Consider the following 25,758-nt stretch of genomic DNA (forward strand, 5'->3'; position numbering starts at 1 on the left):
CAAGATGCCGAACGAAAACGATCTCAACCTGCCGCCGCTCAATCCGGCCGATCTGTCCTTCGACCATAGCGGCGGGGGCGACTCGGTGGCGCGGTCGGGGCCGGTCCCGGTGAAGACGGCGGAGGATCTCGAGCAGGTCTTCGACGTGCCGGTCACGGTCTCGGCCGTGCTGGGCTCGTCGCGGATCGCGGTCGGCGATCTCTTGCGCGTCACGCCCGGCACGGTGCTGGAGCTCGACCGGCGCGTCGGCGAAGCGATCGACATCTTCGTCAACGAACGCCTGGTGGCGCGCGGCGAGGTCGTGGTGGTCGAGGAGCGCCTCGGGGTCACCATGACGGAAATCATCAAGACGGATCGGTGAGCAGCCGGTCTGACCGAATGCATATTTCAAGGAAGGCCTGAGCCATGCGCCTCATCATCGTCGGCAGCCTCAAGGGCCAGCTCATCACCGCTGCGAAGATCGCGGTCTCGCAGGGCGCGGCCGTCACCCATGCCGAGAGCATCGAGCAGGCACTGGCTGTTCTGCGCGCCAAGGGCGGCGACCTCCTGATGGTCGATGTCGAGCAGCCGATCGCCAAGCTGGTCGCGGCGCTCGAGGCCGAGCGCATCCGCACCCCGCTCGTCGCCTGCGGCACCTCGACCGATGCCCGCGCCGCCGTCGCCGCGATCCAGGCCGGCGCGCGCGAATATGTGCCGCTGCCGCCCGATCCGGAGCTGATCGCGGCCGTGCTCGCCGCGGTCGCGGGCGACAAGGCGAGCCTGATCTGGCGCGACCCGGCGATGGAGCGGGTCGTGCAACTCGCCAATCAGATCGCGCGATCCGATGCGCCGATCCTGGTCACCGGTGAGAGCGGCACCGGCAAGGAGATGATCGCGCAGCATCTGCACCAGAAGTCACTGCGCAAGGACAAGCCTTTCGTCGCGGTGAACTGCGCGGCAATCCCCGACAACCTGCTCGAATCGGAGCTGTTCGGCCATGAAAAGGGCGCCTTCACCGGCGCGATCGCACGGCGCATCGGCAAGTTCGAGGAGGCCAATGGCGGCACGCTGCTGCTCGACGAAATCTCCGAGATGGATGTGCGCCTGCAGGCCAAGCTCCTGCGTGCGCTGCAGGAGCGAATGATCGATCGGGTCGGCGGCACGCAGCCGGTCAAGGTCGACCTGCGCATCATCGCGACCTCGAACCGCAATCTCGGCGATGCCGTGCGCGAGGGCTCCTTTCGCGAGGACCTGTTCTACCGGCTGAACGTCGTGCACCTGCGCCTGCCGGCGCTACGCGAGCGGCCGGGCGACATCCTGGCGCTGGCCGACCATTTCGCGAAGAAATATGCCGAGCTGAACGGGCTGCCGCTGCGCCCGATCGCGGCTGATGCACGCAAGCTCCTGCTCGGCAATGGCTGGCGCGGCAATGTCCGCGAACTCGAGAACACGGTGCATCGCGCCGTCCTGCTGGCGCAGGGCGTCGAGATCGGCACCGAGGCGATGCTGACGCCGGAAGGCGAGACGCTCGGCCCCGCCAGCGGGCGCGATGTCGCGACGCGGGCGGCGCAGACGGCCGAAGCGGTGACACGTGGCCTCGTCGGGCGCACGGTCGCCGATGTCGAGCGCGATCTCATCCTCGACACGCTGGACCATTGCCTCGGCAACCGGACCCATGCGGCGAAGATCCTGGGCATCTCCATCCGGACGCTGCGCAACAAGCTCAGCGAATACGTCGCAGACGGCGTTCCCGTCGCCGAGCCGGGTCAGGCGCGGACAAACTCTCTTTGAACAGCCCGAAACTGAAACGGGCCGGAGCGTGTGCTCCGGCCCGATCCCAGCCGCTCAGTAGTAGTAGCGGCGACGATAATAGGAGCGCCGCGGGCGGTAGTAGTAGCGCGGGCGGTAGTAGTGACGACGATAATAGCGCGGGCGGCGGTAATAGTAATACTGGCTGAAGTCGGCATCGGTCTTGTCGAGGCCCTCCTTCAGTTCCTCCGGCAGCTCTTCCGGCTTCTTGGCTGGGAGCGGGGCGAGCTTCGGCTGCGCAGCCTCTGAGGCGGCGATGCCGCCGACGCTGGCAGCGGCGAGACCGCCGAACAGCGCCATCACGAATGAACGTCTATCCATGTCATGCCTCCAGTTGGTTTGATCCAGGCGCCGCGTTCCCACGAGCCTCACTCTATTCCCCTTCTTGACCATCCGTCACCTTCGCGTTGTGACGATGGTTCACAAAAAGGGCCGACGGCGCGGGATACCGGCCGTTAGCTTGTTGTGACGGTCTGAGGTGCAATCGCTCCGGCGATGTCTGCCTCATTCTCAGACCGCTCCCAGCGGCTTGCTGATGTCTTCGAGCGAGCGACGCTCCGCCTTGACCGCAAAGCGCCAGGCGATAAGGCCGGCGCCGATCATCAGCATGGCGCCGAACAGATAGCCGCCCAGCACGCTCATGCGCGAGCCGGTATCGATCAGCGCGCCGAAGAGCCAGGGACCGGCGACGCCGCCGAGCCCGGTGCCGAGCGAATAGAATACGGCAATCGCCAGCGCCCTGATCTCGAGCGGATAGGTCTCGCTTACGGTCAGATACGCTGAACTCGCCGCAGCGGATGCGAAGAAGAAGACGATGCTCCAGCAGACGGTGAGCTGGCTGGCGCTGACCATTTCGCGTGCGAATAGGAAGCCGGTTCCGGCCAGGAGCACGCCGGACAGGATATAGGTCCCGGCAATCATGGGACGCCGGCCGAGCGTGTCGAACAGACGCCCGATCAGAAGCGGTCCGAGGAAGTTGCCGGCGGCGAAGGGCAGGATGAACCAGCCGATCGCCTGCGATGGAACGCCGTAGAAGTCGGTCAGGATCAGCGCATAGGTGAAGAAGATCGCGTTGTAGAAGAAGGCTTGCGACGTCATCAACGCCAGCGCAACCAGCGTGCGCGGCCGGTGCGTGACGAAGAGCGTGTGAGCCACTTCGCTCATCGGCGTGCGCGAGCGCGGGCGTAGGGTGAGCGTCGGAAGCTTTGCGGCTGGCTGCGGCGGTGAGAACGATTCGATGTGGGCGACGATGCGCTCGGCCTCGGCGATCCGGCCATGGCTCATCAGCCAGCGCGGGCTCTCCGGAATCCATTGGCGCAGGAACATGATGATCAGGCCGAGCACGGCGCCGATGAAGAAGGCGAGCCGCCAGCCCATGTCCGGCGAAACGAAGGAGGGATCGAGCAGGACGATGGCGGCGACGCCGCCGATCGCGGCGCCGACCCAGAAGGAGCCGTTGATGACGAGGTCGGTCCAGCCGCGCACGCGAGCCGGCACAAGCTCCTGGATCGCCGAATTGATTGCTGTGTACTCGCCGCCGATGCCCATCCCGGTCACGAAGCGGAAGAGCAGGAAACTCCACAGGTTCCAGGAGAACGCGGTCGCGGCGGTCGCGCTCAGATAGACGAGAACGGTGATGGTGAAGAGCTTCTTGCGGCCGAGGCGATCGGTCAGCCAGCCGAAGAAAACCGCGCCGATCACCGCACCGGCGAGATAGGCGGCGCCCGCCATCCCGACTTCGGTGTTGGTGAAGCGCAACACCGGGCTTTCCTTGAGGGCGCCCGACACGGCGCCGGCGAGGGTGACCTCGAGCCCGTCGAGGATCCAGGTGATGCCGAGCGCGACGACCACAAGCGTGTGGAAGCGTGACCAGGGCAAACGGTCGAGCCTCGCCGGGATATCGGTGACGATCTCGCCTGAGTTCTCGCGTACCTCGTTCAAAAGGCTTGTCCCTTCGACAGACGGTCTTGTTGCCGCTTCAAAGGCGACGGGCGGCTGGAGCCGCCCGTCGATAGGCTTGGCTCTCAGCGGTAGATCACGCGCCGGCGCACGACGACCGGGCGACGATAAGGTCTCGGCCGGCGCACCACGACGGTGCGGCGCACGACGACCGGGCGGCGATAAGGCCTTGGGCGGCGTACGACGACGCGGTCACGGACCACGACCTGGCTGAAATCGGCATCGGTCTTGTCGAGGCCGGCCTTCAGCGCCGGAGCGAGTTCTTCCGGGCTCGGCAGCGTGGCGGCGGGAGTTGCGGTCGCTGCCTGGGCGATGCCCATGCCGCCGACGCTGGCAGCGGCGAGACCGCCGAAAAGGCTCAGCACGAATGAACGTCTATCCAAGGTATCCTCCAGAAGGCTTCGGCCTTGATGGCCGAGGTCGTCGACCCAGTGCGAGTTGGCTGGCCGAATGCGGCCACAACGCGGCCATTCGATAACAGCCCGTTCAGGGAAAGGTTCCAGGCGGGATTTTTTGAGGCTTCTTAACCACTCGTTCACCATGCGCTCGGCAAGAATTGCCGGGTACGACAGCCGCCTGGCCATGGGCGACGCGTGGGAGCTTCTGGTCGATGAGCGATGTGACGGCAGGCAGCGGCGGCGGCATGCAGATGCCGACGCGCGGCCAGATGGGCGCGCTGCTCAACCGGCCGGACCTATTCCTCGCCATTGGCGTGATGGGCATCCTCGTGGTGCTGATCTTCCCGCTGCCGGCGATGCTGCTCGACATGCTGCTGGCGCTTTCGATCATCCTCTCGGTGCTCGTCCTGATGACGGCGCTGTTCATCGAGGAGCCGCTGGAGTTCTCGGCCTTCCCGACCGTGCTGCTGATCGTGACGATGCTGCGGCTGGCGTTGAACCTCGCCTCGACGCGCCTCATCCTCGCCCATGGCCATGAGGGCACGGCCGCCGCTGGCCACGTCATCGAGGCTTTCGGCAACTTCGTGATGAGCGGCAATTTCGTGATCGGGGTGATCGTCTTCACCATCCTGATCATCGTCAACTTCGTCGTCATCACCAAGGGCTCGGGCCGTATCGCCGAGGTCGCGGCTCGCTTTGCCCTCGACGCCCTGCCGGGCAAGCAGATGGCGATCGATGCCGACCTCTCGGCCGGGCTGATCGACCAGGACGTCGCCAAGGCCCGCCGCAAGGCGCTGGAGGACGAGGCCAACTTCTTCGGCTCGATGGACGGCGCTTCGAAATTCGTGCGCGGCGACGCGATCGCCGGCCTGCTGATCACCTTCATCAACGTCATCGGCGGCATCATCATCGGCGTCGCGCAGCAGGGCATGAGCTTCGGCGCCGCCGCGCACAGCTATACCCTGCTCACCGTCGGCGACGGCCTCGTCAGCCAGATCCCGGCGCTGATCGTCTCGACCGCGGCGGGCCTGCTCGTCTCGAAGTCCGGCGTGCGCGGCGCTGCCGACAAGGCGCTCGGCAAGCAGCTCTCGGGCTACCCCAAGGCGCTCGGCATGTCGGCGGCGGTGATGCTGCTGATCGCGGTCCTGCCCGGCATCCCGATGCTGCCTTTCCTCGTCCTTGCCGCGGGCTCGGCCTGGCTTGCGCGTCATTTCGGCCGGCTTGCCAAGGCGCGCGACGCGGAGGCCGCCGTGCAGGCGCAGGCGGCGTCGCCGCTCGCGGCGGACGGCACGCCGAAGGAAGAGACCCTCAACGACCTGCTCAAGCTCGACGAGCTCAAGATCGAGATCGGCTATGGCCTCCTGCCGCTGGTCAACGCGCCGGGCGGGGCCGACCGGCTGACGGACCAGGTCAGGGCGCTGCGGCGCCAGCTTGCCGCCGAGCTTGGCTTCGTCATGCCGGCGGTGCGCATCGTCGACAACGTCCAGCTCGAGGCGAACCACTACTTCATTAAGATCAAGGAGATCGATGCCGGCCACGGCATGGTCTATCCCGGCCAGTACATGGCGATGGACCCGATGGGCGGCAGCGTCACGCTGCCCGGCCATAACGTGCTAGAGCCGACCTTCGGCCTGCCCGCCACCTGGATCGACGGGGCGCTGCAGGACGAGGCGCAATTGCGCGGCTACACCGTGGTCGACGCGGCAACGGTGATCTCGACCCATCTCACCGAGGTGCTGAAATCGCATATGCCGGAGCTGCTCTCGCATGGCGAGGTGCAGAAGCTCCTGCGCGAATTGCCCAAGGACCACGCCGACCTGGTCAAGGAGATCGTACCGCAGCAGATCTCGACCACCGGCATCCAGCGCGTGCTGCAATTGCTGCTCTCCGAGCGCATCTCGATCCGCGACCTCGGCACCATCGTCGAGGGCATCGCCGAGGTCGCGGGTGCCATCAAGAACCCGCGCGACATCGCCGAGCATGTCCGCGTTCGCCTCGCCCGCCAGATCTGCGCGCAGTTCTCCAACCAGCACGGGCAACTGCCGATCATCACGCTGTCGCCGGCCTGGGAGAGCGTCTTTGCCGAATCGATCGTCGGCCAGGGCGAGGACCGGCACCTGGCCATGCAGCCCTCGCGATTGCAGGACTTCGTCCATCAGGTGCGCGACAAGTTCGAGGAGGCGGCCCGGCTCGGCGAGATGCCGTCGCTGGTCACCTCCGGCATGGCGCGGCCCTTCGTGCGCCAGATTATCGAGCGCTTCCGCCGCGAGACGCCGGTGCTCTCGCAGAGCGAGATCCATCCGCGGGCGAAGCTCAGGACAGTGGGCAGCGTCTGACGGAACTCAGCGCCTGCTCACCACCACTAGATAGCGTGCCGGCTCGGTGCCGGGATTGCTGAAGCGGCAATCGCTGGGCGGGCCGAGCTCCATGCAGTCACCGGCCTCAAGCCGGGTCACGATGCCGCCCTCGTCGAAGTCTAGCAAGCCCGACTGCATCCAGATCTGCTGTCGGATGAAGGCGTAAGAGCTGGCGGGATAAGCGATCGCCGCGCCGGGCGGCAACTCGCCGGCGACGAGTTCGAGATCGCCGTTTCCGGCCGGCGAGATCGCGCGGCGGACGAAGCCGGTCTCCGGATCGCGCCAGATCGGCTGCTCGGTGGCGCGGCGGACGCGTTCGCCGGCATTCTCGATCCGCGCGAGCAGGTTCGACAGGGTCAGGCCGAAGGCGCCCGAGAGCCGGCCGAGCAACACGGCGGTTGGGCTCGCCTCACCGCGCTCGATCCGGCTGATCATGGCGCGCGAGACGCCGGAGCGTTCGGCCAGGTCGTTCAGGCTCCAGCCGCGCGCCTCGCGCTCGCCCCGCAGCCGTTCCGCCAATCTTGACGCGAGATCGTCCATCATCATACCCTTGATTCTCTTATAATAGAGCGTGGCAAGGGCGTTGGCCAGATGGCGGGGCAGGCGCCCTCACATCGACGCCATGGCCGCATGCGGGGCCGGCATTGGCCCCGCATCGTCTCTCTCGGTAAGCGCAGTCCATGTCCCGCAATGCCGCCTTCTTCGCGCTGATGTGCCTCGTCTGGGGTCTGACCTGGCTGCCGATCAAGGTCGGTGCGCAGCATGTGCCGCCGGTCTTCCTCGCCGCCTCGCGCTTCGTCATCGCCGGGGCACTGATGCTGGCCTGGGCCGGCAAGGATGTCTTGCGGGTGCCAACGGAGGCCTGGCCGCGCGTCGTGATGACCGCGCTGCTGCTCAACACCGGCAACTACACCTTGCTGTTCTGGGGCACGGCCCAGGCGCCGACCGGGCTCGCGGCGATCGTCAATTTCGCCACCATCCCGATCTTCACCATCATCGCCAGCCGCCTGATCGAGGGCCATGCAATCGGCGGGCGCAAGCTCGCGGCGATCGGCCTCGGCGCGGTCGGTCTCGGCTTCCTGTTCTCGACGCGGGCGCTGGGCGGGCTCGCCGCGGCCAAGGGCGGACCGCTCGAGCTCTGGGGGCTGGCGGCGGTCGCCGCCGGCACGCTGCTCTATTGCTTTGGTGCGGTCTGGTCGCGGCCGGTGATGGGCCGCATCCCGACGCTGACGCTGGCCGGCTGGCAGACGTTGATCGGCGGCTTCGGGCTCTGCCTGATGTCGGCCATGCTGGAGACCGTCACCCCGGCCCATTTCAGCGCGCTCGTATCCTGGCCGGTGCTGCCGGCGCTGGCCGTGCTCGTCATCGGCGGCTCGCTGATCGGCTTCACCATCTATCTGCGGCTGGTGCGCGACTGGGGCGCCTTCCGCGCCGGGCTCTACGCCTTTATCAGCCCGGCGGTCGCGGTCGGAGCCGGCGTGCTCGCGCTCGGCGAACCGTTCGGCCCAGCCGAGGCGATTGGCAGTCTCCTGATGTTCGGTGCGGCGGCGATCGCGCTCAAGCGCTGAAGCGTTATTCCGGCTTGTCGATGTGCAGGGCTGCGGCCTTGGCTGCCGCCTGCTCCTGCGCCTTCACCTGCGTCTCGTGCGCCAGCGCCTTGCGCAGTTGCGACCGCTCGAAGGCGAGCACGATCGGCAGCGAAATGACCAGCGGAATGATCAGGTAGAACAGCCGCCAGATCAGCAAGGCGGCGAAGACGGCCGGAGCCGGCACGCCTGGCATCACCGCGAGGAACACTGCCTCCATCACGCCGACCCCGCCTGGCACCTGGCTGAGCAAACCGGCCGAGAACGAGATCAGGAAGGCGCCGAGCACAATGAAGAAGCCGGGATTGCCCTGCTCCGGCAGCGCGAAATAGATGATGCCGGCGGCGCCCATCAGTTCGAGCGGGGCGGCAAGATATTGCCGCGCAACGATCGGCAGGCGCGGATAGACCAGCTCGAACGAACCGATCTTCAGCGGCTTGAAACGCAGCCAGGAGCCGATCGTATAGAGCACGCAGAAGGCGAGCAGGCCAACGCCGATCAGGCGCGCCTGCTTGTCGCCGATGCCGAACCAGTCGGAAAGTCGGTGCAGCGGCCGCAGGATTTGAGGTTCGCCGATTAGGACGAGCCCCATCAGCAGGATGGTGCCGAAGGCGAAGGTGAAGGAGCAGAGCGCCACCAGCACCGCGATCTCAGGCCCACTCAGGCCCTTCGCGTGATAGGCGCGATAGCGCACCATGCCGCCTGAGAAGACCGAGGCGCCGATATTGTGCGAGAGCGCATAGGTGACGAAGGAGCAGAGCGAGATATAGGCCCAGGAAATGCCCTTCTCGCGGTGCAAATGCAGCAGCGCGATCCGGTCGTACCAGGCGAGCGCGGCATAGGCGACGAGCGTCGCGAGCCCGGCGTGGAAGAAGGCGGCGGGCGGAATGACCGCGATCTTCTGGCCGATGCCGGTGGCGACGATCCTGACCGAATCCCAGATGCCGGCCTGCTCGAGCTGGGCTGCGAGCGCCTCATTGGTCAAGGCCTCGGACTTGAGCTTGTCCCAGAGCAGATCGACTGACCAGACGACCGCGACGAGGCCGATCAGCGGCCAGAGATAATCCAGGTACTTCTTCATAGAACCCGCGAGCGGCCGAACGGCGAGAGGGGAAGCCTATGTGAGTTTCGCGGCCTGTACATGCAGGTATGCGTGGACGCAAGTCGCGCCGCCTCTCTGCCAGCGCCGGCCTTGCAGGGCAAGCGGCGGCATGAGGCTGGCTGCTGATCTGTCGATCCGGAGACGGCAGGGCGAGACGGTCACCTGCCGTGCTTCTTCAGCCACTCGCGCATGAAAGCGATCTCCTTCTCCTGCTCGGTGATCACGCCCTCGGCGAGCTTGCGCAGCTCGGGATCCTTGCCATGGGCGAGCACGACCTTGGCCATGTCGACCGCACCCTGATGGTGCGGGATCATGCCGCGGGCGAAGTCGACATCCGGATCGCCGCTGAAGGCGACGCCCATCTCCTTGTGCATCTTGTCGTTGGCTGCCTTGTAGGCAGCCGTCGCGGGCGTATCGGAAGCGGCCGGTGTCGCCGTGCCATGACTGCCATGGCCTTGGTGGCCCTGAGCCAGGGCGAATCCGCCCAGGGCGAGCGTGCCGAGAAGGGCCACGCCCGCGAGAAGGTTACGGCTGGTGGTCATTCGGAAGGTCCTTTCGGGGGCCGGTGGCGGCGTCCTGTCAAACCTCCGGGCCGATCATGTCATGAGCGCGGCGGGCGGGGGCGCCGAGGCATGATGCCTCCCGTCACATTTTCTTGCCGTCCTTGCCGAACTGCTTGAGGTAGGCGGTGAGGTCGGCGATCTCTTTTTCGTTCTTGATGCCGGCGAAGATCATCTTGGTGCCAGGGATCTTGGCCTTGGGATCCTTGATGTATTCGGCGAAGACCGCCTCGTCCCAGGTGATGTTGGCGCCCTTGTTGGCGGTTGAATAGCTGTAGCCCTCGACCTCACCGGTATGGCGTCCGAACAGCCCGTTGAGCTGCGGACCGACCAGATTCTTAGCGCCTTCGCCGAGCTGGTGGCAGGCGCGGCACTTGTTCCAGGAGCGCTCGCCGGCGGCGACATCCTGCGCCTGGGCGCTGGTCGTGATGAAGGCGGCAGCGGCGAGCATGGCGGCAGTGATCGGCAGTTTCATGCGTAGACCCTGATGAGGAGAGGGGAGGTTGGCGCCGCCGCGGTAACGGCGGCGCTGGATGGCCTTCAGCTGAACATGTCGGTGGTGATGCCGGCATACCAGCCGACATTCTCGGCCTGGTTTTCCTTGCGCAGTTCGGCGCTTTCGCGGGGCTGCGAGACAAAGGTCTCGGTCGCCGCGATCTTGCCGTCCTTGGCCTCGTAGCGGCCGCCGACCTTGACGGTGTCGTCGGTCTCGATCAGCGACCAGCAGGTGTTGATGTAGCGGGCCGGGAATGTGCGGGCATTGGTGAGCTCGCCGCGGATCACCATCGCCGCGACCTTGGCCTGGCTGTTGGCGGCGAAGGCCGATTTCGGCATATCGCCGGCGATGCAGGCGTCGCCGAGCACGAAGATGTTGGGGTCGACGACCGATTTCATCGAGGCTGGATCGATGGTGCAGTAGCCTCCGGCGGGTGCCAACGCGGCCGAGCGGGCGATCTCGCCGGCCATCTGCGCTGGGATGACGTTGACGAAGGCGCAGTCCTTGTAAGTCTCGAAGCCGGTGACCACGGTGCCCGTCTTCGGATCGACCGATTTGATGCCGTCATGCACCTTCGGCCCGAGCCACTCGATCATCGCGCCATAATGCTTCTCCCAGCCCTCCTGGAAGACGCCCTGCTTCGAGAAACTGTCTTTCGGATCGAGGATGAGGATCTTGCAGTCGCGCTTGCCGCTCGCCTTGAGCACATGCGCGAACATCGAGGCCCGCTCATAGGGGCCAGGCGGGCAGCGATAGGGATTGGGCGGGGCGATCATCAGGATCATGCCGCCATTCTGCACCGCGTCGAGCTTCTGCCTGATCAGCTGCGTCTGCCGGCCGGGCTTCCAGCCATGCGGCATGGCCTCCTCGACCTCCTTCGACCAGCCGGGCACGGAATCGTATTTCAGGTCGATGCCGGGTGAGACGACGAGCCGGTCATAGGGCAGGCGGTCGCCGGTCGAGAGCACGACCTCCTTCTTGTCGCGGTCGATCTGGGTGGCGCGGGCGCGAGCCAGCGTGATGCCGTGGTTCTTCGCCAGCGCGTCGTAGCGAAAGCTGATCTCCTCATAGCTCTTGAAACCGCCGATGAAGAGATTGGAGTGGAAGCAGGTCTGGTAGACCTCGTTCTCCTCGACCAGCGTCACCATGATGGCGCCGTTCGAGTCCTTGGCGATGTATTTGGCCGCGGTCGCGCCGCCGGCGCCGCCGCCGATCACGACGACGCGCGGCTTGGCCTGGCCGAGCACGGCAGGCGGGGCGATGGCGAAGCTGCCCGCGGCAGCAAGCCCGGACAGGAATGTGCGGCGACTGGTCGACATGGTTCCCTCTCCCCTTCCCATGGTTGACGGTGGGCCTCTCACGAGCCCTATCCGACCTTCAGATAGGCGAAGCCCTTGGCCTGCATCGCGGCGACGGCGGCAACGCCGGAGGGCACGAAGCCGACGAACTCGGCCTTGCGTGCCTTGCTCTTGTCGATCTTCAGCCGGGAGAAGGTGATCTCACAGAGATGGACCTTCAACCCGTTCTTGGCGACATCTTCGACGCGCTCGAAGATCTTTGGGATTATGGTCTCCTCGCGCCAGGCCGTGTCGTCGAGGTTCTCCAGGAAGAACTTCACGCTCGGGCCATGCGCGACGATGGCGAGCTGGAGCGCGAACGGGTCGGCACCATAGGCGGAATAATGGTTGGCGATGTTCTGCAGCATCTGGATGAAGCGCTGCGGGTCGCCGAAATCGCAATGATAGAGGCAGGCGATGTCGGCTTCCTTCTTGAGGTCGGCGAGCGCCGTCTGCCGGGGCGCAGCAAGGGCCGGTGCCGCCGCTACGACGACCCCGCTCGCCGCCGCCAGCATCAGTGCCCGGCGCGAAGCCTGCTGAGTGTCCTCCGACATCGTGTCTTCCTCCGCTGCTCGGGCCATATGCCCGGCTAAGGATTGGGCTTCAGACTCTCGTAGTAGGCGGCCAGGGCCGCGATCTCCTCGCTGGAGAGTCGAGCTGCCACCGCCTGCATCACCTGGTTATCGCGCTGGCGCTGCCGATAGGCATTCATCAGCGCGACGAACTGTTCGGCCGGATGGCCGATGATCGCCGGAATGCCGCCGACCTGCCGGCCGCTGGTCTGGTGGCAGCTCGTGCATTCCGACGAGAGATATTCTCCCAGCGCGTTGTCGCCGGCCGCTTCCGCCGGCGCGCAGGCCAACACCAGCCCGAGCGCCGCGAGACGGACGGCGTTGGGACTTCGCATCAATCGACCTTCGGCGCCGTCTTCGAATCCGGCGTCACGTCGAGGATCACCGCCCGTCCGGTGATCTTCACCTCGGGCTTGCAGTTGGTCATGCACGGCTCCTTGCCCCAGAAAGCCTTCTCCGTGGTTTCGCGGTCGTCATCGTAGAACGCGGCCGCGTTCGGCAGCTTCACACTGGTAAAGTTCTTATCGGACAGTTCGAAGTCCTCGTCTTTCACGATGTCGTTCAGATAGAGCAAATAGGCGGTGACCGCGTAAAGCTCGTCCGGCGACAGCGACTGGGCGTTGCCATAGGGCATGGCCCGGCGGACATAGTCGAACACCGTCGAGAGATCCGGCCAGAACGAACCGATCGTCTTTTCCGGGCGGTCGGATTTCAGCGAGCCTATGCCGCCGGCCAGCACCGGCCAGCGGCCATTGCCCTGGCCGAATTCGCCATGGCAGCTGGCGCATTGCGCCTGGAAGATCTCGTCACCCTGCTTGACCGTGCCCTTTCCGGGCGGAAGGCCCTTGCCGTCGGGTCGGACGGCGATGTCCCAGGCCTTGATCTCCTCCGGCAGTGCCTCGCGGCCGAGGCCGAGTTTCGCCGCAGGGGCGGGAGCCGGGGCGGCTTTGGCCGGCGGATGCGTGGGCTTTGCCGCCGGCTTGGTTTGGGCGATCAGCGGCGCGGCAGCCAGCACGGCGATCGCCGCGAGGCCGGCAAGCAGGGCGGGATTAACCGATCTCGACATTCTCGGTCTCCCCATTCGCCTTCACATGCCAGGTCTGGATGCCGTTGTTGTGGTAGATCGAGTTGGTGCCGCGGACCTTGCGCAGCTCGTCCTTGGTCGGCTGGAGATAGCCGGTCGAATCCATCGCGCGCGACTGGATCAGCAGGTCCTGCCCAGCCCAGTCGAAATCGACATAGAAGCGGGTCAGCGACTTATCGAGCACCGGCCCGTCGATCCTGGCGTGTTGCCAGTTCTTGCCGCCGTCGAGGGTGACGTCGACGCGCTTGATCGTGCCGCGCCCGGACCAGGCGAGGCCGGAGAGGACGTTGCGGCCCTTCTGCTTCAATGGCGCCTGCGGCGAAGGATTGGTCACCACCGACTTGGCGTCCATAAAGAAGGTGAAGCGCCGCGAGCGGCCATCGGCCAGGAGGTCGGTGTATTTCGAGGTCTCCTCGCGCGCCTGCCAGGGCTGGTCGCCGACCTCGATGCGCCTGAGCCATTTGACCCAGAGATTGCCTTCCCAGCCGGGGATGACGGCGCGCAGCGGATAGCCCTGCTCGGGCCGCAGCGCCTCGCCGTTCATGGCGAAGGCGATCAGAACGTCGTCGAGCGCCTTCTCGATCGGCAGCGAGCGGTTCATGCCGGAGGAATCGGCGCCCTCGAGCATCAGCCATTTGGCGCTGGGCTTCACGCCCACTTCGGCGAGCAGCACCTTCAGCGGCACGCCGGTGTACATGACGTTGTGGACCATGCCGTGGGTAAACTGGCAGCCATTGAGCTGCGCGCCACGCCACTCCATGCCGGAATTCGCGGCGCATTCGAGGAAGTGGATGCGGTTCTGCCGCGGCATCCGCTTGATGTCTTCCATGGTGAAGACCAGCGGCTTGTCGACGAGGCCATGGATCATCAACCGGTGATTGGCCGGCTCGATGTCGGCGATGCCGCCATGATGGCGCTCGAAGCAGAGGCCGGACGGGGTGATGATGCCGTCGAGCTCGTGCAGCGGCGTGAAATTGACCGAGGATTCGGGCGAGGCCGTCAACCAGGAGACATCGCGGCGCATCACGTTCTTCTCGAAGCGCGACGGCGTGCCATAGGGCCGCTTGTCGACGCCCTCGCCGAGATAGCGGCTCCAGTCCTGGACCTCGGTGATCAAGGGATCGGGCTTGGCCATCTCGGCGCGGGCGGAACCTGCGCCGGCGAAGCCGGCTCCGGCGAGCGCCGCCCCGCCGAGGAAGCGGCGGCGGCTGAGCGCATCGGGTTTTGCGGGAGAGGTCATGCCTCGTCTCCTTGTTCTTTGACGGCCGTGACGGCGGAGGCGCTCATGCCCCGCTCACCTTCACGGCGTCGTTCGGCTTGATGGTGATGGTCTTGGTTGCGGCGACGTGGTCGCGGACCACATCCCAGATCGGCGGCCCCTGCGTGCCCTCGTTGACGCTGGCCCAACCGGCGACGACGTATTTGCGGGAGGCATCGATCGGCTTGCCGGATTTAAGATGGGTCAGGCCGGAGATGCGGCTGCCCATCGGCTTGCCGACATCGATGGCGTAGCCCATGCCGCCGATGCGAACCATGTCGCCGCCGCCCTGGAAATAGGGGTCGGGGTGGAAGATGTTGTCGGCGACGTCCTCGAGGATCTCCTTGAGCTGCGCGCCGGTCATCTCCATCCGGTAGCAGTTCGGATAGGTGATCGCGGTCGCATTGCTGATCGCCTCCCAGGTGATCGGCTCGCCCGGCAGGAGCGAACCGCCCCAACGGAAGCCGGGCGAGAGCGCGATCTCGGCGTCGCGCTGCGAGAGCATGGCGTCGCAGATCAGGTCGTCGAAGCTGCCGTTGAAATTGCCGCGCCGGTAGAGCAGCGAGTCGGTGCGGCCGATCTCCTTGGCGAGATCAGCGGCGAAGGGGGCGCGCAGCTTCGTGACCAGCGCTGCCATGTCCGGATCGGGCGCGATCGCGTCGGCGAAGACCGGCATCAGCTTGAAGCGGATATCGCCGACCTTGCCGTCCTTCACCGCGATGTCGAGGCGCGAGACGAACTTGCCATGCGAGCCGGAGGCGACCAGCGCGGTCTCGCCGACCCGGATCAGCCCGGGCATGGCGTCATGGGTATGGGCGGTCAGGATGACGTCGAGACCCTTGACCCGGCTCGCGAGCTTGCGATCGACGTCGAAGCCGTCATGCGAGAGCAGCACGACGATCGTGGCGCCCTCGGCTCGGGCCTCCTCGACCTGCTTCTGCAATTCGTCCTCGCGGATGCCGAATTCCCAGTCCGGGAACATCCAGCGCGGATTGGCGACGGCGGTGCGCGGTAGCGCCTGGCCGATCACCGCGACCTTGACGCCGCCTTTCTCGAAGACCTTGCGCGGCGGGAAGACCGGCTCGTTCCATTCCTTGTCGCGGATGTTCTGGGCGAGGAAGGCAAAGGGCGCGGCCTCGACGATCTCGTTGACCCGCTCGGCGCCGAGCGTGAACTCCCAATGCGAGGTCATCGCGTCGAGCTTCAGGGCCGACATCACGTCGACCATGTCCTGGCCCTTGGTCTGGAGCGCGCTCCAGCTGCCCTGCCAGGTGTCGCCGCCATCGAGCAGCAGCACCTTGTCGTTGCCGCGCTCGGCCCGAACCGCCTTGACCAAGGTCGCGATCCGGTCGAGCCCGCCCATCCGGCCGTAATTGCGGGCGAGCGAGACGAAATCGTCCGAAGTCAGCGCGAAGGCGTCGGCCGAACCTGCCGCGATCCTGAAATGCTCGCGGAAGGCCGCGTCGGTCAGGTGCGGCGGCAGGCCCTTGACCTCGCCGACGCCGAGATTGACCGCCGGCTCGCGGAACTGCAGTGGCATCAGTTGGGCATGGATATCGGCCACATGCAGGATGGTGACCTGGCCCAGCGGCTCGAAGCGCAGGATATCGGCCTGCGACAGCTTCTGCTGGGCGGCGGCGCGCCCGAGCGGGCCGAGGCCGGAGCCTGTCGTCAACGCTGCGGCGACCGCCGTCGCCTGCAGGAATTCGCGTCTTGAGATCATGACTCATCCTTTGGATGCGCGCACATCGCGATCCAGGGGATCCAAAGCGGAAGCGCTGCCGAAGCCGGCGGCGCTGCGATCCTAAAGGCTCAGCCGACCGTCAGCTTGTTCTTCGAGACGTATTCGGAGCCGTTGTCGTCCTTCCAGGTGAAGGTGAACTCGCCCGATTCCGTCGCCTTGAAGAAGAAGGACTGGTAGGGATTGGCCGAGATCGCCGGGAACCAGTCGGCCGAGAAGACCGGCTTGCCGTTGAAGCTCGCCGAGAATTTGTTGATGATCTGGCGCGGAATGGTCTCGCCCTTGGCGTCCTTGCGCTGGCCGGATTCCATCTCATGCGAGATCAGCGTCTTGATCTCGATCATCTCGCCGGCAGCGGCCTTGGCCGGAACACGCACGCGGGGCGTGGGCTTGGTGGTCATGGGTATTTCCTCGCCTTGTTCTGTTCGATGACGATGCGGGGCGTCAGCCGCCGCAGCCGCCGATCGTGACCTTGATGTTGGCCTTGGCCGTGTGCAGAGCGCCGTTCGACATCTCGGCGACGCAGATGATGTCCTGCGTCTGCGCGAGCCGCATGCGCGTCGCGGCCGAGGCTTTCCCGCAGGCCGGGGTGAACTGGTAGCTGACGACGCCAGGCTGGGGATTGCCCTCGGCGAAGACGTGCACGGCCTTGACGTAGTCGGCCTCGGTCATCGGGCTTTCGATCTCGATGTTGATCGGCACGACCAGGCCGTTCTCGGCGATCTCGGGCACGTCGAGCTTGATCTTGCCGGAGGCCAGCGGCTTGTCGCCGTAGAGCTTCTTGATCTCGGCGGCCACCGCCTTCTCGTCGGCGAAGGCGAGCTTCGGCGCGATCGCAGCGGCGGCGAGAGCCCAAGCGGCGGCCTTCACCGCATCGCGGCGCGACAGCGTCGGCAGGTGGGTCAGCATACGATGGCTCCTCCTTCGAATTCGTCTTGTTTTAACGCTTGACGGCGCGACAGCGGGACGCCAATCATTTGCACGTATCGTGATATTGTTTTTTGTGAATGTAAAGCCCCCAAGCGGGCCGGCGACGAGGCCGCAGCATAAGCGGCCCCGGAGGAAACGAAAGGGCGAGGGATGAAGCTTCCCATCATGGGGGCGGCGCTACTGGCGGCCGTCGTGACACTGGCGGCCGGACCGTTGACCGCCCAATCGCCGCCGCAGGACGACAGCGAGAAGGAGATCGAGCGCTATCGCCAGATGCTCTCCGACCCGTTCTCGAATCCGGGCTTCCTCGCGGTCGATCGCGGCGAGGTGCTGTGGGCGGAGAAGCGCGGGACCAAGAACGTCTCGCTGGAAGGCTGCGACCTCGGCGAAGGGCCGGGCAAGCTGGAGGGCGCCTTCGCCAAGCTGCCGCGCTACTTCGCCGACGCCGACAAGGTGATGGACACCGAGCAGCGCCTGCTCTGGTGCATGGACAAGCTGCAGGGGCTCGACACCAAGGACGTGGTCCTGCGGCGCTTCTCGGGTCCGGCCCGAGCGTCGGACATGGAGGACCTCGTCGCCTTCATCGCCAACAAGTCGAGCGAGATGAGGATCGAGCCGCAGCTCTCCCATCCCAACGAAAAGGAGATGGCAGCGGTTGGCGAGGCGCTGTTCTACACGCGCGGCGGCGTCAACGACTTCTCCTGCGCCACCTGCCACGCCGAGGAGGGCAAGCGCATCCGCCTGCAGGGCCTGCCCAATCTTTCGGTCAAGGGCAAGACCGCGCAGGAGACGATGGGCTCCTGGCCGACCTACCGGGTCTCGCAGAGCGCGCTCAGGACGATGCAGCACCGGCTCTGGGACTGCTATCGCCAGCAGCGCTGGCCGGTGCCGGAATACGGCTCGGAGGCCCTGACCGCGCTCACCGTCTTCCTGCAGAAGCAGGCTGAAGGCGGCGAGATCAAAGTTCCGTCGATCAAGCGCTGAGGGGAAACGTGATGATCAAGGTTCTCGTTCCCCTGACAGCCCTGCTGCTCGCTGCGGATTCGGCCAGCGCCCAGGAGCGCCCGGCGCAGGCCGTGATCGACGCCTATCTGACATCGACCTTCGGCAAGGCCCCGGCCGAATGGCAGGCGCGGATCAAGCCAGACGATTCGCTGGCCGTCTGCAACACGACCCGCAACAACCCGTCCTCGGCACAGTCCGACGAGATGCTGAAACGGGAATCGGCGCGCGTCGTCTACCCTGCGGACGGCAAGTTCCTCGGCAACTGGAAGAACGGCTATCAGGTCGCCAACAATGGTCGCGGCGGCCAGTTCTCCGACCCGGCCGGCACCGTCGCCGGCGGCAATTGCTTCGCCTGCCACCAGCTCGATCCTAAGGAAGTCAGCTACGGCACGCTCGGACCGAGCCTCGCCGCCTATGGCAAGGACCGCAAATACGATCCGGAGACGATCAAGGACGCCTACACCAAGATCTACAATTCGATGGCGGTGGTGCCCTGCTCGAACATGCCGCGCTTTGGCGTCAACAAGGTGCTCGACGAGCAGCAGATCAAGGACGTGATGGCCTATCTGTTCGATCCGGAATCGCCGGTGAACAAGTAGGCCTTGTCGGAGCAAGCCATGCTGACGCGTCGCCTGTTCGTTACCGCCGGCGCCTGTGCCCTGGCCTCTCCGGCTCTGGCGCAGGTCGTGGTGACGCTCGGGGCCGCTGAGGAGACGTTCACCGTCCTCAGCGACGGCAGCTTCGAGTTACCCTTGTCGATGCTGGCGCGCGACATCCCTCAGGCCGAGCTCGCCGCCGAGGCGAAGCAGACCGGGCCGACGCGCTCGGTGCTCAACGTCACCTGCCTGAAGCGCGGCAAGGACGTCATCCTGTTCGATTGCGGGTCGGGCGCGAACTTTCTGGCGGGCTCGGGCAAGCTGGCCGAGAGTCTCAAGGCCGCCGGGATGGAGCCCGATGCGGTGACGCATGTGCTGTTCACCCATCTCCATCCCGACCACTTCTGGGGCGCGCTCGACGATTTCGACAGCCCGCTCTTTCCGAATGCACGCTGGCTGGTTGCCGCGCCCGAGATCGGGTTCTGGAGCGACCCCAAGGTCTATGAGCGCCTGCCCGAGGATCGGCACGCCTTCGCCGCCGGGGCACAGCGGATTGCCAAGGAGTTGGGCGACAAGCTCGAACGGCTGGTGCCCGGCCGCGAATGGCTGCCGGGCATCGAGGCGGTGGCGACGCCCGGCCACACGCCGGGCCATGTCTCGTTCGCGTTTCAGGGCGCCGGAGGGCCGGTCATGGTGCTGGGCGACGCGCTGACGCATCCGCTGATATCGTTCGCGCGACCGGACTGGCAGCCGGCTTCCGACCATGATGCCGACCTTGCGGTCGCGACGCGGCGCAAGCTGTTGGACCGGCTCAGCCAGGATGGGGCGCAGGTGATCGGCTACCACCTGCCGGGTGCGGTCGGACGCGTCGAGCGGCAGGGCACGGCCTACCGCTTTGTCGCAGCGTCGTGACACAAGTCGGAGCGGTGTCGCTCCTCAGCCGCGCTGCCAGAGCCCCCTGAGCGAGCCTTCCATCAGGATGGCGATGCCGATCCGGGCGCCGATCATCATGCCGGCGATCGCCAGCGGCCAGGACAGGGCCAGCATCGAGCCGGCCGAGATGCCCTGCCCGATGGTGCAGCCACCGGCGAGCACGCCGCCGCCGCCCATCAGCACGGCGCCGAGTAGATGGCGGCGCATCTCGCGGTCATCGTCGAAGGCTTCCCAGCGGAACTCGCGATCATAGAGCGCCGAGAGGAACGAGCCGATTGTCACGCCGACAAGCGTGCCGATGCCGAATTCCAGCAGGGCCGAGGGCGCGCTCAGTACGCCATAGAGCGCCCGGCCGACGGGGGAGACGAAGGTCAGGCTCTGCGCGCGCGGCACGGTCTCGAAGGCGTCGACGGCCACGCCGGTGACCCACCAGCCGGCGACGACGGCAAGGCCGAGCGTCGCGCCCGCCAGCAACAGGCGCGGCGAGCGCCGCAGCCGCGGATCGACGGCGACGATGGCGATCAGCACGAGGGCGCCGGTGGCGGTGAGCAGCGTGCGCGCCGCCGGCGCGCCGAGATAGGTCAGGATGCCGGCGAGATCGCCCTTGAGGCCGCCGGGAAGCGGCCAATAGACCTTTTCCAGCATCTCGATCCGGATCGGGGCGAACATGCCGCGCAGCGTCGCATAGGCGACCGCGCCGAAGACCATCATCACGATCAGGCTGCGGAGGTCACCGGAACCGAGCCGCACGAGCGAGCCGAAGCCGCAGGTTCCGACCAGTGCCATGCCAAGACCGAACAGCGTACTGCCGACCACGATCGACAGCCAGGGCAGGGCCGACTGGACATAGGTCGAATTGGCCGGGTCGAGCAGGCGAAGGCCGATCAGCGTCTGTGTGCCGATCAGCGCGATGGCGAGGGCAAGACCGAAAATCCGCAGCCGGCGGGTATCGCCGCCCATCCAGGCGTCCTCGACTGCACCGAACGAGCACAGGCGGGCCCGGCGGACGGTGAAGCCGCAGGCGACGCCCACCGCCACGCCTGCGAGCGTCGCGCCCCAGGCGGATAGCGCGATCATGACGAACGCCGCCGGCGGCGACGATTGTTCACGATTTTCCGGCTTCGGTCCCGGGCGGACCGCAGAAGATGTCGTAGATCACGGCGATGACGCGCCGGACATCGTCGCTGGCGAGGCTGTAATAGATCGCCTTGCCGTCGCGGCGAGTGGTGACGAGCTGGTCGAGGCGCAAGCGCGCGAGCTGCTGCGAGACCATGGGCTGGCGCAGCGAAAGCAGGTTCTCGAGCTCGGTCACCGTCCGTTCCCGCTCGGCCAGCAGGCAGAGCAGCAGCAGCCGGTTCTCATGCGAGAGGGCTTTGAGGAAATCGCTGGCCTTGCGGGCCTTGCGCATCAGCTGGTCGAGTTCGGGCGAGAACTCGGCGCCGTCGCGCAGTTCGGTTTCGAGGGCTTTTGAGACGATCGCGGTCATTGGGTCTGTGCGCCTGATCGTTGAACCTTGTCGGAAATCTCAATGACAGCAACGAGCCGCCCGAGCAAACCCCAGAACATGTCGTCATTGAGATAGCCGGTGATGCGGCCGACCTCCTGGCCCCCCTCCATCAGCACGAAGGTGGGCGTCGCGATGACGGGCTCCAGCAGGCGTTCGCCGCGGAAACCGCCGGCCGGCAATTCGATCCGCCGGAGCGGCGCGGCCTTGCCTTCCGGGGTTTTGGCGTAGACCGGCGCGACCTCGCGCTCGAAGCGAACGCAGAAGGGGCAGCCATTGCGGGTGTACATGACGAGCTCGGCGGCCAAAGCTGGCAATGACAGGACCGGCAGCGACAGCAATCCCGACAACGTGAACGCCGCCGCCAACCCCGCGCGATATCGCCCGCTTGCAATCATCTCTCGAACATAGTCGTATTCATATGTTTATACCAGAGCCCGCTAGGGCCCTGCGCGGAGGCGACGCCATGATGACACGACGCGGCTTGCTGGCGAGCACCATGGCCGTGATGGCGACGGCACCGGCTCTGGCCAAGGCAAAGCTGGGCGAGGACGGGCTCTACCAGGAGGACTGGTATCTGGAGAGTTTCCTCGACCTCGCGGAGGACCTCGGCAATGCGAGCCAGGGCGGCAAGCGCTTCGCGATCCTCTGGGGGCTGCGCAACTGCCCGGCCTGCCGACGCATGCACGAGGTCCACCTCGCCGACCCGGCGATCGAAACCTATATCCGCGACAATTTCGCGGTGCTGCATCTCAACATCCTCGGCGCCCGCGAAGTGACCGATTTCGATGGCACAAAGCTGACCGAGAAGGCGTTCGCGGCGCGCTACGGCATCGAGGGGACGCCGGCGATCCAGTTCTTCCCGACCAGCGTGAACGGGCTTGCGGCAAAGGCGCCCAAGAACCGCGAGGTTGCCCGCATGGCTTCGCTGCCCGATCCGCAGGCCTTCATCGCGCAGTTCCGCGCGGTCCGGAACGGGGTGTGACCTCGATCGCTCCATCCGGCTTGCGTTGACGACGCTGGCGGCAGCTTCGGCCAGCACGATCAAAAAGGCGCTTGACCTTGCCATGATGGGAAGGTTCAGGCTGCTGCAATCGTCAATGAAGGACATTGCAGCCATGTGCTCCTGCCAGCAGCATTCGACCGCGACTGCGGTCGCAACACCGGTCCCGAACGGGGCGATCAGCTTTCGCGTCGAGGACATGACCTGCGGCCATTGCGCTGGCACGATCAAGCAGGCGATCGAGGGCCGTCTTCCAGGCGCCACCGTCATAGCGGACCCAAGTTCGAAGCTGGTCAGCGTGCAGGGCGATGCTGATTTCGCGGCGATCAGGTCGGCTGTAGTCGCGGTGGGATATACGCCCAGCACTGAACAGATTGGCTGAGGCAGGACATGACACACAGGCTTTCTTCCTCCCGCCGCAGCCTGCTGATCGGTGCTGCGCAGCTGGTCGCCGCATTCGGATTGTGGCGACCGTCGAGTGCTGCCGAGACGCTGCCGAAGATGATCGTGACGCGCGATCCAAACTGCGGTTGCTGCGGCAATTGGGTCACGCATGTGAAGGCCGCCGGCTTCCCGGTCGAAGTGGTCGAGGTTGCGGATGTCGCGCCGCTCAAGGCGAGGCTCGGCGTGCCCGACGCGCTCGCCTCCTGCCACACCGTCGAAGTCGGCGGCTATGTCGTGGAAGGCCATGTGCCGGCCGAGGCGATCAAGCGCCTGCTCGCCGAGCGGCCGAAGGCGACGGGCCTCGCTGTCGCCGGCATGCCCGTGGGCTCGCCTGGCATGGAAGTGTCTGGTCAGGCGCCGGATGCCTATGACGTAGTGGTGTTCTCAGCCGACCGGCAGAACGTCTTCGCGCGCTATCGCGGGCTGCGGCAGATCTGACGGCCGGTCCCCGCAGCAAGGGCCGCGGCCTCAGCCGTCGGCCGAGCCGATGGGCTGCGATCGCTGGGCGTCCCGGAACAGGTCCAGGATGACCCCGCGCGCCCAGCGCAGCATGGCGTTCTGGGCGTGACGCCGGCTCCAATGCAGTGCCACGCTGAAATCGCGCTGTGGCAAGGCCGGCTCGAGTAGAGCGAAGGCACCAATCGGTTCGAGGCGGAGACCGATCTGGCGCGGCATGAGGACGGCGAGGTCGGTGGCGCGAATGATCGGCGGCAGCGCCGTGAAGCTGGAGACGACGAGGCGGATGCGCGGATCGAGATGCAGCATCTCCAGCATGCGCTGCGTCTGGGCGTGTGATCTGACGGCGACGAAATCCAGCCTGGCGATATCCTCGACACTCAAGGCGCCGTCGACGGCCTGCTGGATCACCGGGTGCTCCGCCCGCACGAAGACCTGATAGCGATCGCTCAGCATTTCCGCATGGGCGGTACCGTTCACCGTCGGGAGAAAACCCAAGGCGAAGTGAAGCTGGCCATTGTCCAGGGCCTCGGAAATCGCTTCGTGCGGCCAGGCGCGCGCGGTGATGCGCAGGTTCGGCGCGATCTCGCGAAGCATCGTCATCAGTGGCGGCAGGAAGCGGCCCTCGCCGATATCGCTGAGATGCAGGCGAAGCTCAGCATCCGTCGTGGCGGGATCGAAGCTCTCACCTTCGTCGAGGCCGGCTTCGAGCAGCGCAAGGCCGGCCTGGACCGAATGCGCAAGACGCTCGGAGCGGGCGGTCGGGCGCACGCCGCCGGCGACGCGCTCGAACAGGGGGTCGCGCAGCAGCAGGCGCAGGCGCGTCAGGGCCTGGCTCGTCGCGGGCTGCGAGAGGCCGAGTTGCTCGGCCGCGCGGCTGACATTGCGGGTGCGATAGACCGCGTCGAACAGCCTCAGCAGGTTCAGGTCGATCGTATCGATATTCGTCATGCGAATAATACTTAGTCGCTTCATCTAATTGAGCAATGGCCGGCGTGCCGCCACAGTGCCCTCGATCCGAGGGACGCGCATGCCAGCCGACATCACATCATCCTCTGTCCGTCCGACCGTTCGGGAAGCCGTGCTGGACCTGCTGCGTCAGCTTGGGATCGACACGGTCTTCGGCAATCCCGGCTCGACCGAATTGCCGATGTTCCGGGAGTATCCCGAGGACTTCCGCTATGTGCTCGGCCTGCAGGAAGCGGTCGTGGTCGGCATGGCTGATGGCTATGCCCAGGCGACGCGCAATGCGGCGCTGGTCAACCTGCACTCCGCCGCTGGCGTCGGCCATGCGATGGGCAACATCTTCACGGCGTTCAAGAACCAGACGCCACTGCTGATCACCGCCGGCCAGCAGGCGCGCTCGATCCTGCCCTTCGACCCGTTCCTCGCCTCGGTGCAGGCGACCGAGCTGCCGAAGCCTTACGTCAAATGGGCGATCGAGCCTGCGCGGGGCGCCGACCTGCCGCTTGCCCTGGCGCGGGCCTATCACATCGCGATGCAGCCGCCGCGCGGCCCGGTCTTCATCTCGATCCCGGCCGATGACTGGGACCAGCCGGGCGAGTTCGTCCTGCCGCGCCGGGTCAGCCAGGCGCTGGCGCCGGCCCCGGACGCGATTGCTGCGGTCGCGGAACGCCTGAACGCCAGCAGGCGGCCGGCCTTCGTCGTCGGCGCCGGCGTCGCGCGCGACCAGGCTGTCGACGATGTCGTCGCGCTGGCCGAGCGCCATCAGGCTTCGATCTATGTCCCGCCGATGTGCGCGCGCTGTGGTTTCCCCGAGCGCCATCCCCAGTTCTGCGGCTTCCTGCCGGCGATGCGCGAGAGGATCGTCGAGCGCCTCGCCCCTCATGACTTCATCCTCGTGCTGGGTGCACCGGCCTTTACCTATCATGTCGAGGGCAGCGGGCCGCACATTCCGGAAGGTGCGCAGCTGGCGCAGATCGTCGACGATCCGCAGCAGGCGGCCTGGTCTCCGGTCGGCGACAGCGTCGTCGCCAGTCTCGATCTCGCGGTGCGCGCGCTCCTCGCCGTGAGTGCTCCTCGCCAGGGGCGCGAGGCATCGCTCTCCCGCCCCGTCCCGCAGGTCGCGTCGCCCGGCTTGCCGATGTCGGCAGCCTATGCGCTCTCGGTGATCGAGCGGGAACGCCACGCCGACGATGTCGTGGTCGAGGAGGCGCCGAGCACCCGCTCGACCATCCAGACCTATCTGCCGATGAGCGGCGCCGACAGCTTCTACACCATGGCGAGCGGCGGGCTCGGACACAGCATGCCGGCGGCGGTCGGCGTCGCATTGGCGCGTCAGCGCATGAAGCAGCCGGGGCGGGTGATCGCGCTGATCGGCGACGGCTCCAGCCTCTATTCGATCCAGGCGCTCTATAGCGCGGCGCAGCTCGACCTGCCGATCACCTTCCTGATCCTCAACAATCGCCGCTATGCAGCGCTGCAGGAATTCGCCCCGGTCTTCGGCTACGCGCCGAACGACAAGCCGGCCGGGACCGAGCTGCCGGGCATCGATTTCGCGCAACTGGCTGGTGGCCAGGGTGTGCCGGGCGAGCGGGTCGAGCGGCCCGAGGATCTCGCTCCGCGTCTGCGTGCCGCCTTCGCCGCGTCCGGCCCGAACCTGATCGACATCGTGATCGCCTGAGCTTC

The 25,758-nt window shown here is 66.4% G+C and carries 30 protein-coding genes; 11 read left to right on the forward strand and 19 right to left on the reverse strand.

Annotation, left to right across the window (positions count from 1 at the left end):
* Positions 1-4 precede the first annotated feature (4 nt).
* Both fliN and flbD read left to right on the forward strand, forming a co-directional pair.
* Positions 5-361 carry a flagellar motor switch protein FliN gene (fliN, locus tag BLM15_RS25645; RefSeq protein WP_126115402.1) on the forward strand — a complete coding sequence of 119 codons (357 nt, stop codon included), beginning with the start codon at positions 5-7 and terminating at the stop codon, positions 359-361.
* A gap of 44 nt (positions 362-405) precedes the next feature.
* Complete coding sequence (gene flbD, locus BLM15_RS25650; RefSeq protein ID WP_126115403.1) at positions 406-1,770, forward strand: sigma-54-dependent transcriptional regulator FlbD; 1,365 nt, start codon at positions 406-408, stop codon at positions 1,768-1,770.
* Between the two features lie 54 nt (positions 1,771-1,824).
* Here the strand turns inward: flbD and BLM15_RS25655 are convergent, their stop codons facing one another.
* The 3 genes from BLM15_RS25655 to BLM15_RS25665 all read right to left on the reverse strand — a co-directional run bounded on the left by BLM15_RS25655 (position 1,825) and on the right by BLM15_RS25665 (position 4,130).
* Positions 1,825-2,109, reverse strand: coding sequence for a hypothetical protein (locus BLM15_RS25655; RefSeq protein ID WP_126115404.1), 285 nt, complete (start codon positions 2,107-2,109; stop codon positions 1,825-1,827).
* Positions 2,110-2,298: 189 nt separating this feature from the next.
* Entirely contained in the window at positions 2,299-3,729 is a 1,431-nt protein-coding gene (locus tag BLM15_RS25660) for an MFS transporter (RefSeq protein WP_126115405.1), read from the reverse strand.
* Between the two features lie 83 nt (positions 3,730-3,812).
* The gene (locus BLM15_RS25665) at positions 3,813-4,130 is read right to left on the reverse strand and encodes a hypothetical protein (RefSeq protein ID WP_126115406.1); all 318 of its coding nucleotides are present in this window, start codon (positions 4,128-4,130) and stop codon (positions 3,813-3,815) included.
* A 227-nt stretch (positions 4,131-4,357) separates the two neighbouring features.
* Between BLM15_RS25665 and flhA the strand changes: the two genes are divergently transcribed.
* Positions 4,358-6,481, forward strand: coding sequence for a flagellar biosynthesis protein FlhA (gene flhA, locus BLM15_RS25670; protein ID WP_126115407.1), 2,124 nt, complete (start codon positions 4,358-4,360; stop codon positions 6,479-6,481).
* 6 nt (positions 6,482-6,487) lie between these two features.
* On the opposite strand, the gene BLM15_RS25675 is transcribed toward flhA, so the two are convergent.
* Positions 6,488-7,042, reverse strand: coding sequence for a helix-turn-helix domain-containing protein (locus BLM15_RS25675; protein ID WP_206438569.1), 555 nt, complete (start codon positions 7,040-7,042; stop codon positions 6,488-6,490).
* A gap of 140 nt (positions 7,043-7,182) precedes the next feature.
* Here BLM15_RS25675 and BLM15_RS25680 point away from each other — a divergent pair, with 140 nt between their 5' ends.
* Positions 7,183-8,070, forward strand: a complete 888-nt coding sequence (locus tag BLM15_RS25680) for a DMT family transporter (RefSeq protein ID WP_126115409.1) — start codon at positions 7,183-7,185, stop codon at positions 8,068-8,070.
* Between the two features lie 4 nt (positions 8,071-8,074).
* Here BLM15_RS25680 and BLM15_RS25685 read toward each other — a convergent pair whose 3' ends face one another.
* The 11 genes from BLM15_RS25685 to soxY all read right to left on the reverse strand — a co-directional run bounded on the left by BLM15_RS25685 (position 8,075) and on the right by soxY (position 17,147).
* Positions 8,075-9,169: a lysylphosphatidylglycerol synthase transmembrane domain-containing protein gene (locus BLM15_RS25685; RefSeq protein WP_126115410.1), complete on the reverse strand. Its 1,095-nt coding sequence runs from the start codon at positions 9,167-9,169 to the stop codon at positions 8,075-8,077.
* Positions 9,170-9,348: 179 nt separating this feature from the next.
* Positions 9,349-9,732, reverse strand: coding sequence for a CopM family metallochaperone (gene copM / locus BLM15_RS25690; protein ID WP_126115411.1), 384 nt, complete (start codon positions 9,730-9,732; stop codon positions 9,349-9,351).
* Positions 9,733-9,835: 103 nt separating this feature from the next.
* On the reverse strand, positions 9,836-10,225 hold the full coding sequence (locus BLM15_RS25695; protein ID WP_126115412.1) for a c-type cytochrome: 390 nt from the start codon (positions 10,223-10,225) through the stop codon (positions 9,836-9,838).
* 65 nt (positions 10,226-10,290) lie between these two features.
* Positions 10,291-11,565, reverse strand: coding sequence for an NAD(P)/FAD-dependent oxidoreductase (locus BLM15_RS25700; RefSeq protein ID WP_126115413.1), 1,275 nt, complete (start codon positions 11,563-11,565; stop codon positions 10,291-10,293).
* Between the two features lie 47 nt (positions 11,566-11,612).
* Entirely contained in the window at positions 11,613-12,137 is a 525-nt protein-coding gene (locus tag BLM15_RS25705; protein WP_126115414.1) for a DsrE family protein, read from the reverse strand.
* A 35-nt stretch (positions 12,138-12,172) separates the two neighbouring features.
* Positions 12,173-12,490, reverse strand: a complete 318-nt coding sequence (locus BLM15_RS25710; protein ID WP_126115415.1) for a c-type cytochrome — start codon at positions 12,488-12,490, stop codon at positions 12,173-12,175.
* Complete coding sequence (locus BLM15_RS25715; RefSeq protein ID WP_126115416.1) at positions 12,490-13,221, reverse strand: c-type cytochrome; 732 nt, start codon at positions 13,219-13,221, stop codon at positions 12,490-12,492. Before BLM15_RS25715 ends, BLM15_RS25710 begins: the two co-directional genes overlap by 1 nt.
* The gene (soxC, locus tag BLM15_RS25720; protein WP_126115417.1) at positions 13,205-14,479 is read right to left on the reverse strand and encodes a sulfite dehydrogenase; all 1,275 of its coding nucleotides are present in this window, start codon (positions 14,477-14,479) and stop codon (positions 13,205-13,207) included. The genes BLM15_RS25715 and soxC overlap by 17 nt, the downstream gene beginning before the upstream one ends.
* 43 nt (positions 14,480-14,522) lie before the next feature.
* Positions 14,523-16,220 carry a thiosulfohydrolase SoxB gene (soxB, locus tag BLM15_RS25725; protein WP_126115418.1) on the reverse strand — a complete coding sequence of 566 codons (1,698 nt, stop codon included), beginning with the start codon at positions 16,218-16,220 and terminating at the stop codon, positions 14,523-14,525.
* A gap of 89 nt (positions 16,221-16,309) precedes the next feature.
* Entirely contained in the window at positions 16,310-16,639 is a 330-nt protein-coding gene (soxZ, locus tag BLM15_RS25730; protein ID WP_126115419.1) for a thiosulfate oxidation carrier complex protein SoxZ, read from the reverse strand.
* Positions 16,640-16,682: 43 nt separating this feature from the next.
* Positions 16,683-17,147, reverse strand: coding sequence for a thiosulfate oxidation carrier protein SoxY (gene soxY / locus BLM15_RS25735; RefSeq protein ID WP_126115420.1), 465 nt, complete (start codon positions 17,145-17,147; stop codon positions 16,683-16,685).
* A gap of 171 nt (positions 17,148-17,318) precedes the next feature.
* On the opposite strand from soxY, the gene soxA reads away from it, so the two are divergent.
* From soxA to BLM15_RS25750, 3 genes are read left to right on the forward strand one after another with little or no spacing between them, the layout of a single operon-like run.
* On the forward strand, positions 17,319-18,152 hold the full coding sequence (gene soxA, locus BLM15_RS25740; protein ID WP_126115421.1) for a sulfur oxidation c-type cytochrome SoxA: 834 nt from the start codon (positions 17,319-17,321) through the stop codon (positions 18,150-18,152).
* Positions 18,153-18,163: 11 nt separating this feature from the next.
* Complete coding sequence (soxX, locus tag BLM15_RS25745) at positions 18,164-18,772, forward strand: sulfur oxidation c-type cytochrome SoxX (RefSeq protein ID WP_126115422.1); 609 nt, start codon at positions 18,164-18,166, stop codon at positions 18,770-18,772.
* 18 nt (positions 18,773-18,790) lie between these two features.
* Positions 18,791-19,681 carry an MBL fold metallo-hydrolase gene (locus BLM15_RS25750; RefSeq protein WP_126115423.1) on the forward strand — a complete coding sequence of 297 codons (891 nt, stop codon included), beginning with the start codon at positions 18,791-18,793 and terminating at the stop codon, positions 19,679-19,681.
* 24 nt (positions 19,682-19,705) lie between these two features.
* Here the strand turns inward: BLM15_RS25750 and BLM15_RS25755 are convergent, their stop codons facing one another.
* Genes BLM15_RS25755 through BLM15_RS25765 form a run of 3 tightly spaced genes read right to left on the reverse strand, consistent with a single transcriptional unit; the run spans position 19,706 to position 21,556 of the window.
* On the reverse strand, positions 19,706-20,779 hold the full coding sequence (locus BLM15_RS25755) for a YeeE/YedE family protein (RefSeq protein WP_126115424.1): 1,074 nt from the start codon (positions 20,777-20,779) through the stop codon (positions 19,706-19,708).
* 28 nt (positions 20,780-20,807) lie between these two features.
* A complete protein-coding gene (locus BLM15_RS25760; RefSeq protein WP_057191327.1) occupies positions 20,808-21,188 on the reverse strand; it encodes an ArsR/SmtB family transcription factor in 381 nt (126 codons plus the stop codon).
* Positions 21,185-21,556 carry a thioredoxin family protein gene (locus BLM15_RS25765; protein WP_236846428.1) on the reverse strand — a complete coding sequence of 124 codons (372 nt, stop codon included), beginning with the start codon at positions 21,554-21,556 and terminating at the stop codon, positions 21,185-21,187. The genes BLM15_RS25760 and BLM15_RS25765 overlap by 4 nt, the downstream gene beginning before the upstream one ends.
* 116 nt (positions 21,557-21,672) lie before the next feature.
* Between BLM15_RS25765 and BLM15_RS25770 the strand changes: the two genes are divergently transcribed.
* Genes BLM15_RS25770 through BLM15_RS25780 form a run of 3 tightly spaced genes read left to right on the forward strand, consistent with a single transcriptional unit; the run spans position 21,673 to position 23,091 of the window.
* On the forward strand, positions 21,673-22,191 hold the full coding sequence (locus BLM15_RS25770; RefSeq protein WP_126115426.1) for a thioredoxin family protein: 519 nt from the start codon (positions 21,673-21,675) through the stop codon (positions 22,189-22,191).
* A 25-nt stretch (positions 22,192-22,216) separates the two neighbouring features.
* Positions 22,217-22,591 carry a heavy-metal-associated domain-containing protein gene (locus BLM15_RS25775; RefSeq protein WP_236846429.1) on the forward strand — a complete coding sequence of 125 codons (375 nt, stop codon included), beginning with the start codon at positions 22,217-22,219 and terminating at the stop codon, positions 22,589-22,591.
* 8 nt (positions 22,592-22,599) lie between these two features.
* Complete coding sequence (locus BLM15_RS25780) at positions 22,600-23,091, forward strand: DUF411 domain-containing protein (protein ID WP_126115427.1); 492 nt, start codon at positions 22,600-22,602, stop codon at positions 23,089-23,091.
* 30 nt (positions 23,092-23,121) lie between these two features.
* Here the strand turns inward: BLM15_RS25780 and BLM15_RS25785 are convergent, their stop codons facing one another.
* Positions 23,122-24,060, reverse strand: coding sequence for a LysR family transcriptional regulator (locus tag BLM15_RS25785; RefSeq protein ID WP_206438570.1), 939 nt, complete (start codon positions 24,058-24,060; stop codon positions 23,122-23,124).
* 79 nt (positions 24,061-24,139) lie between these two features.
* Here BLM15_RS25785 and mdlC point away from each other — a divergent pair, with 79 nt between their 5' ends.
* Positions 24,140-25,753, forward strand: coding sequence for a benzoylformate decarboxylase (mdlC, locus tag BLM15_RS25790; RefSeq protein ID WP_126115429.1), 1,614 nt, complete (start codon positions 24,140-24,142; stop codon positions 25,751-25,753).
* The last annotated feature ends 5 nt before the right edge of the window (positions 25,754-25,758 follow it).

Origin of the sequence: Bosea sp. Tri-49 (assembly GCF_003952665.1) — a bacterium.
Lineage (GTDB): Bacteria > Pseudomonadota > Alphaproteobacteria > Rhizobiales > Beijerinckiaceae > Allobosea.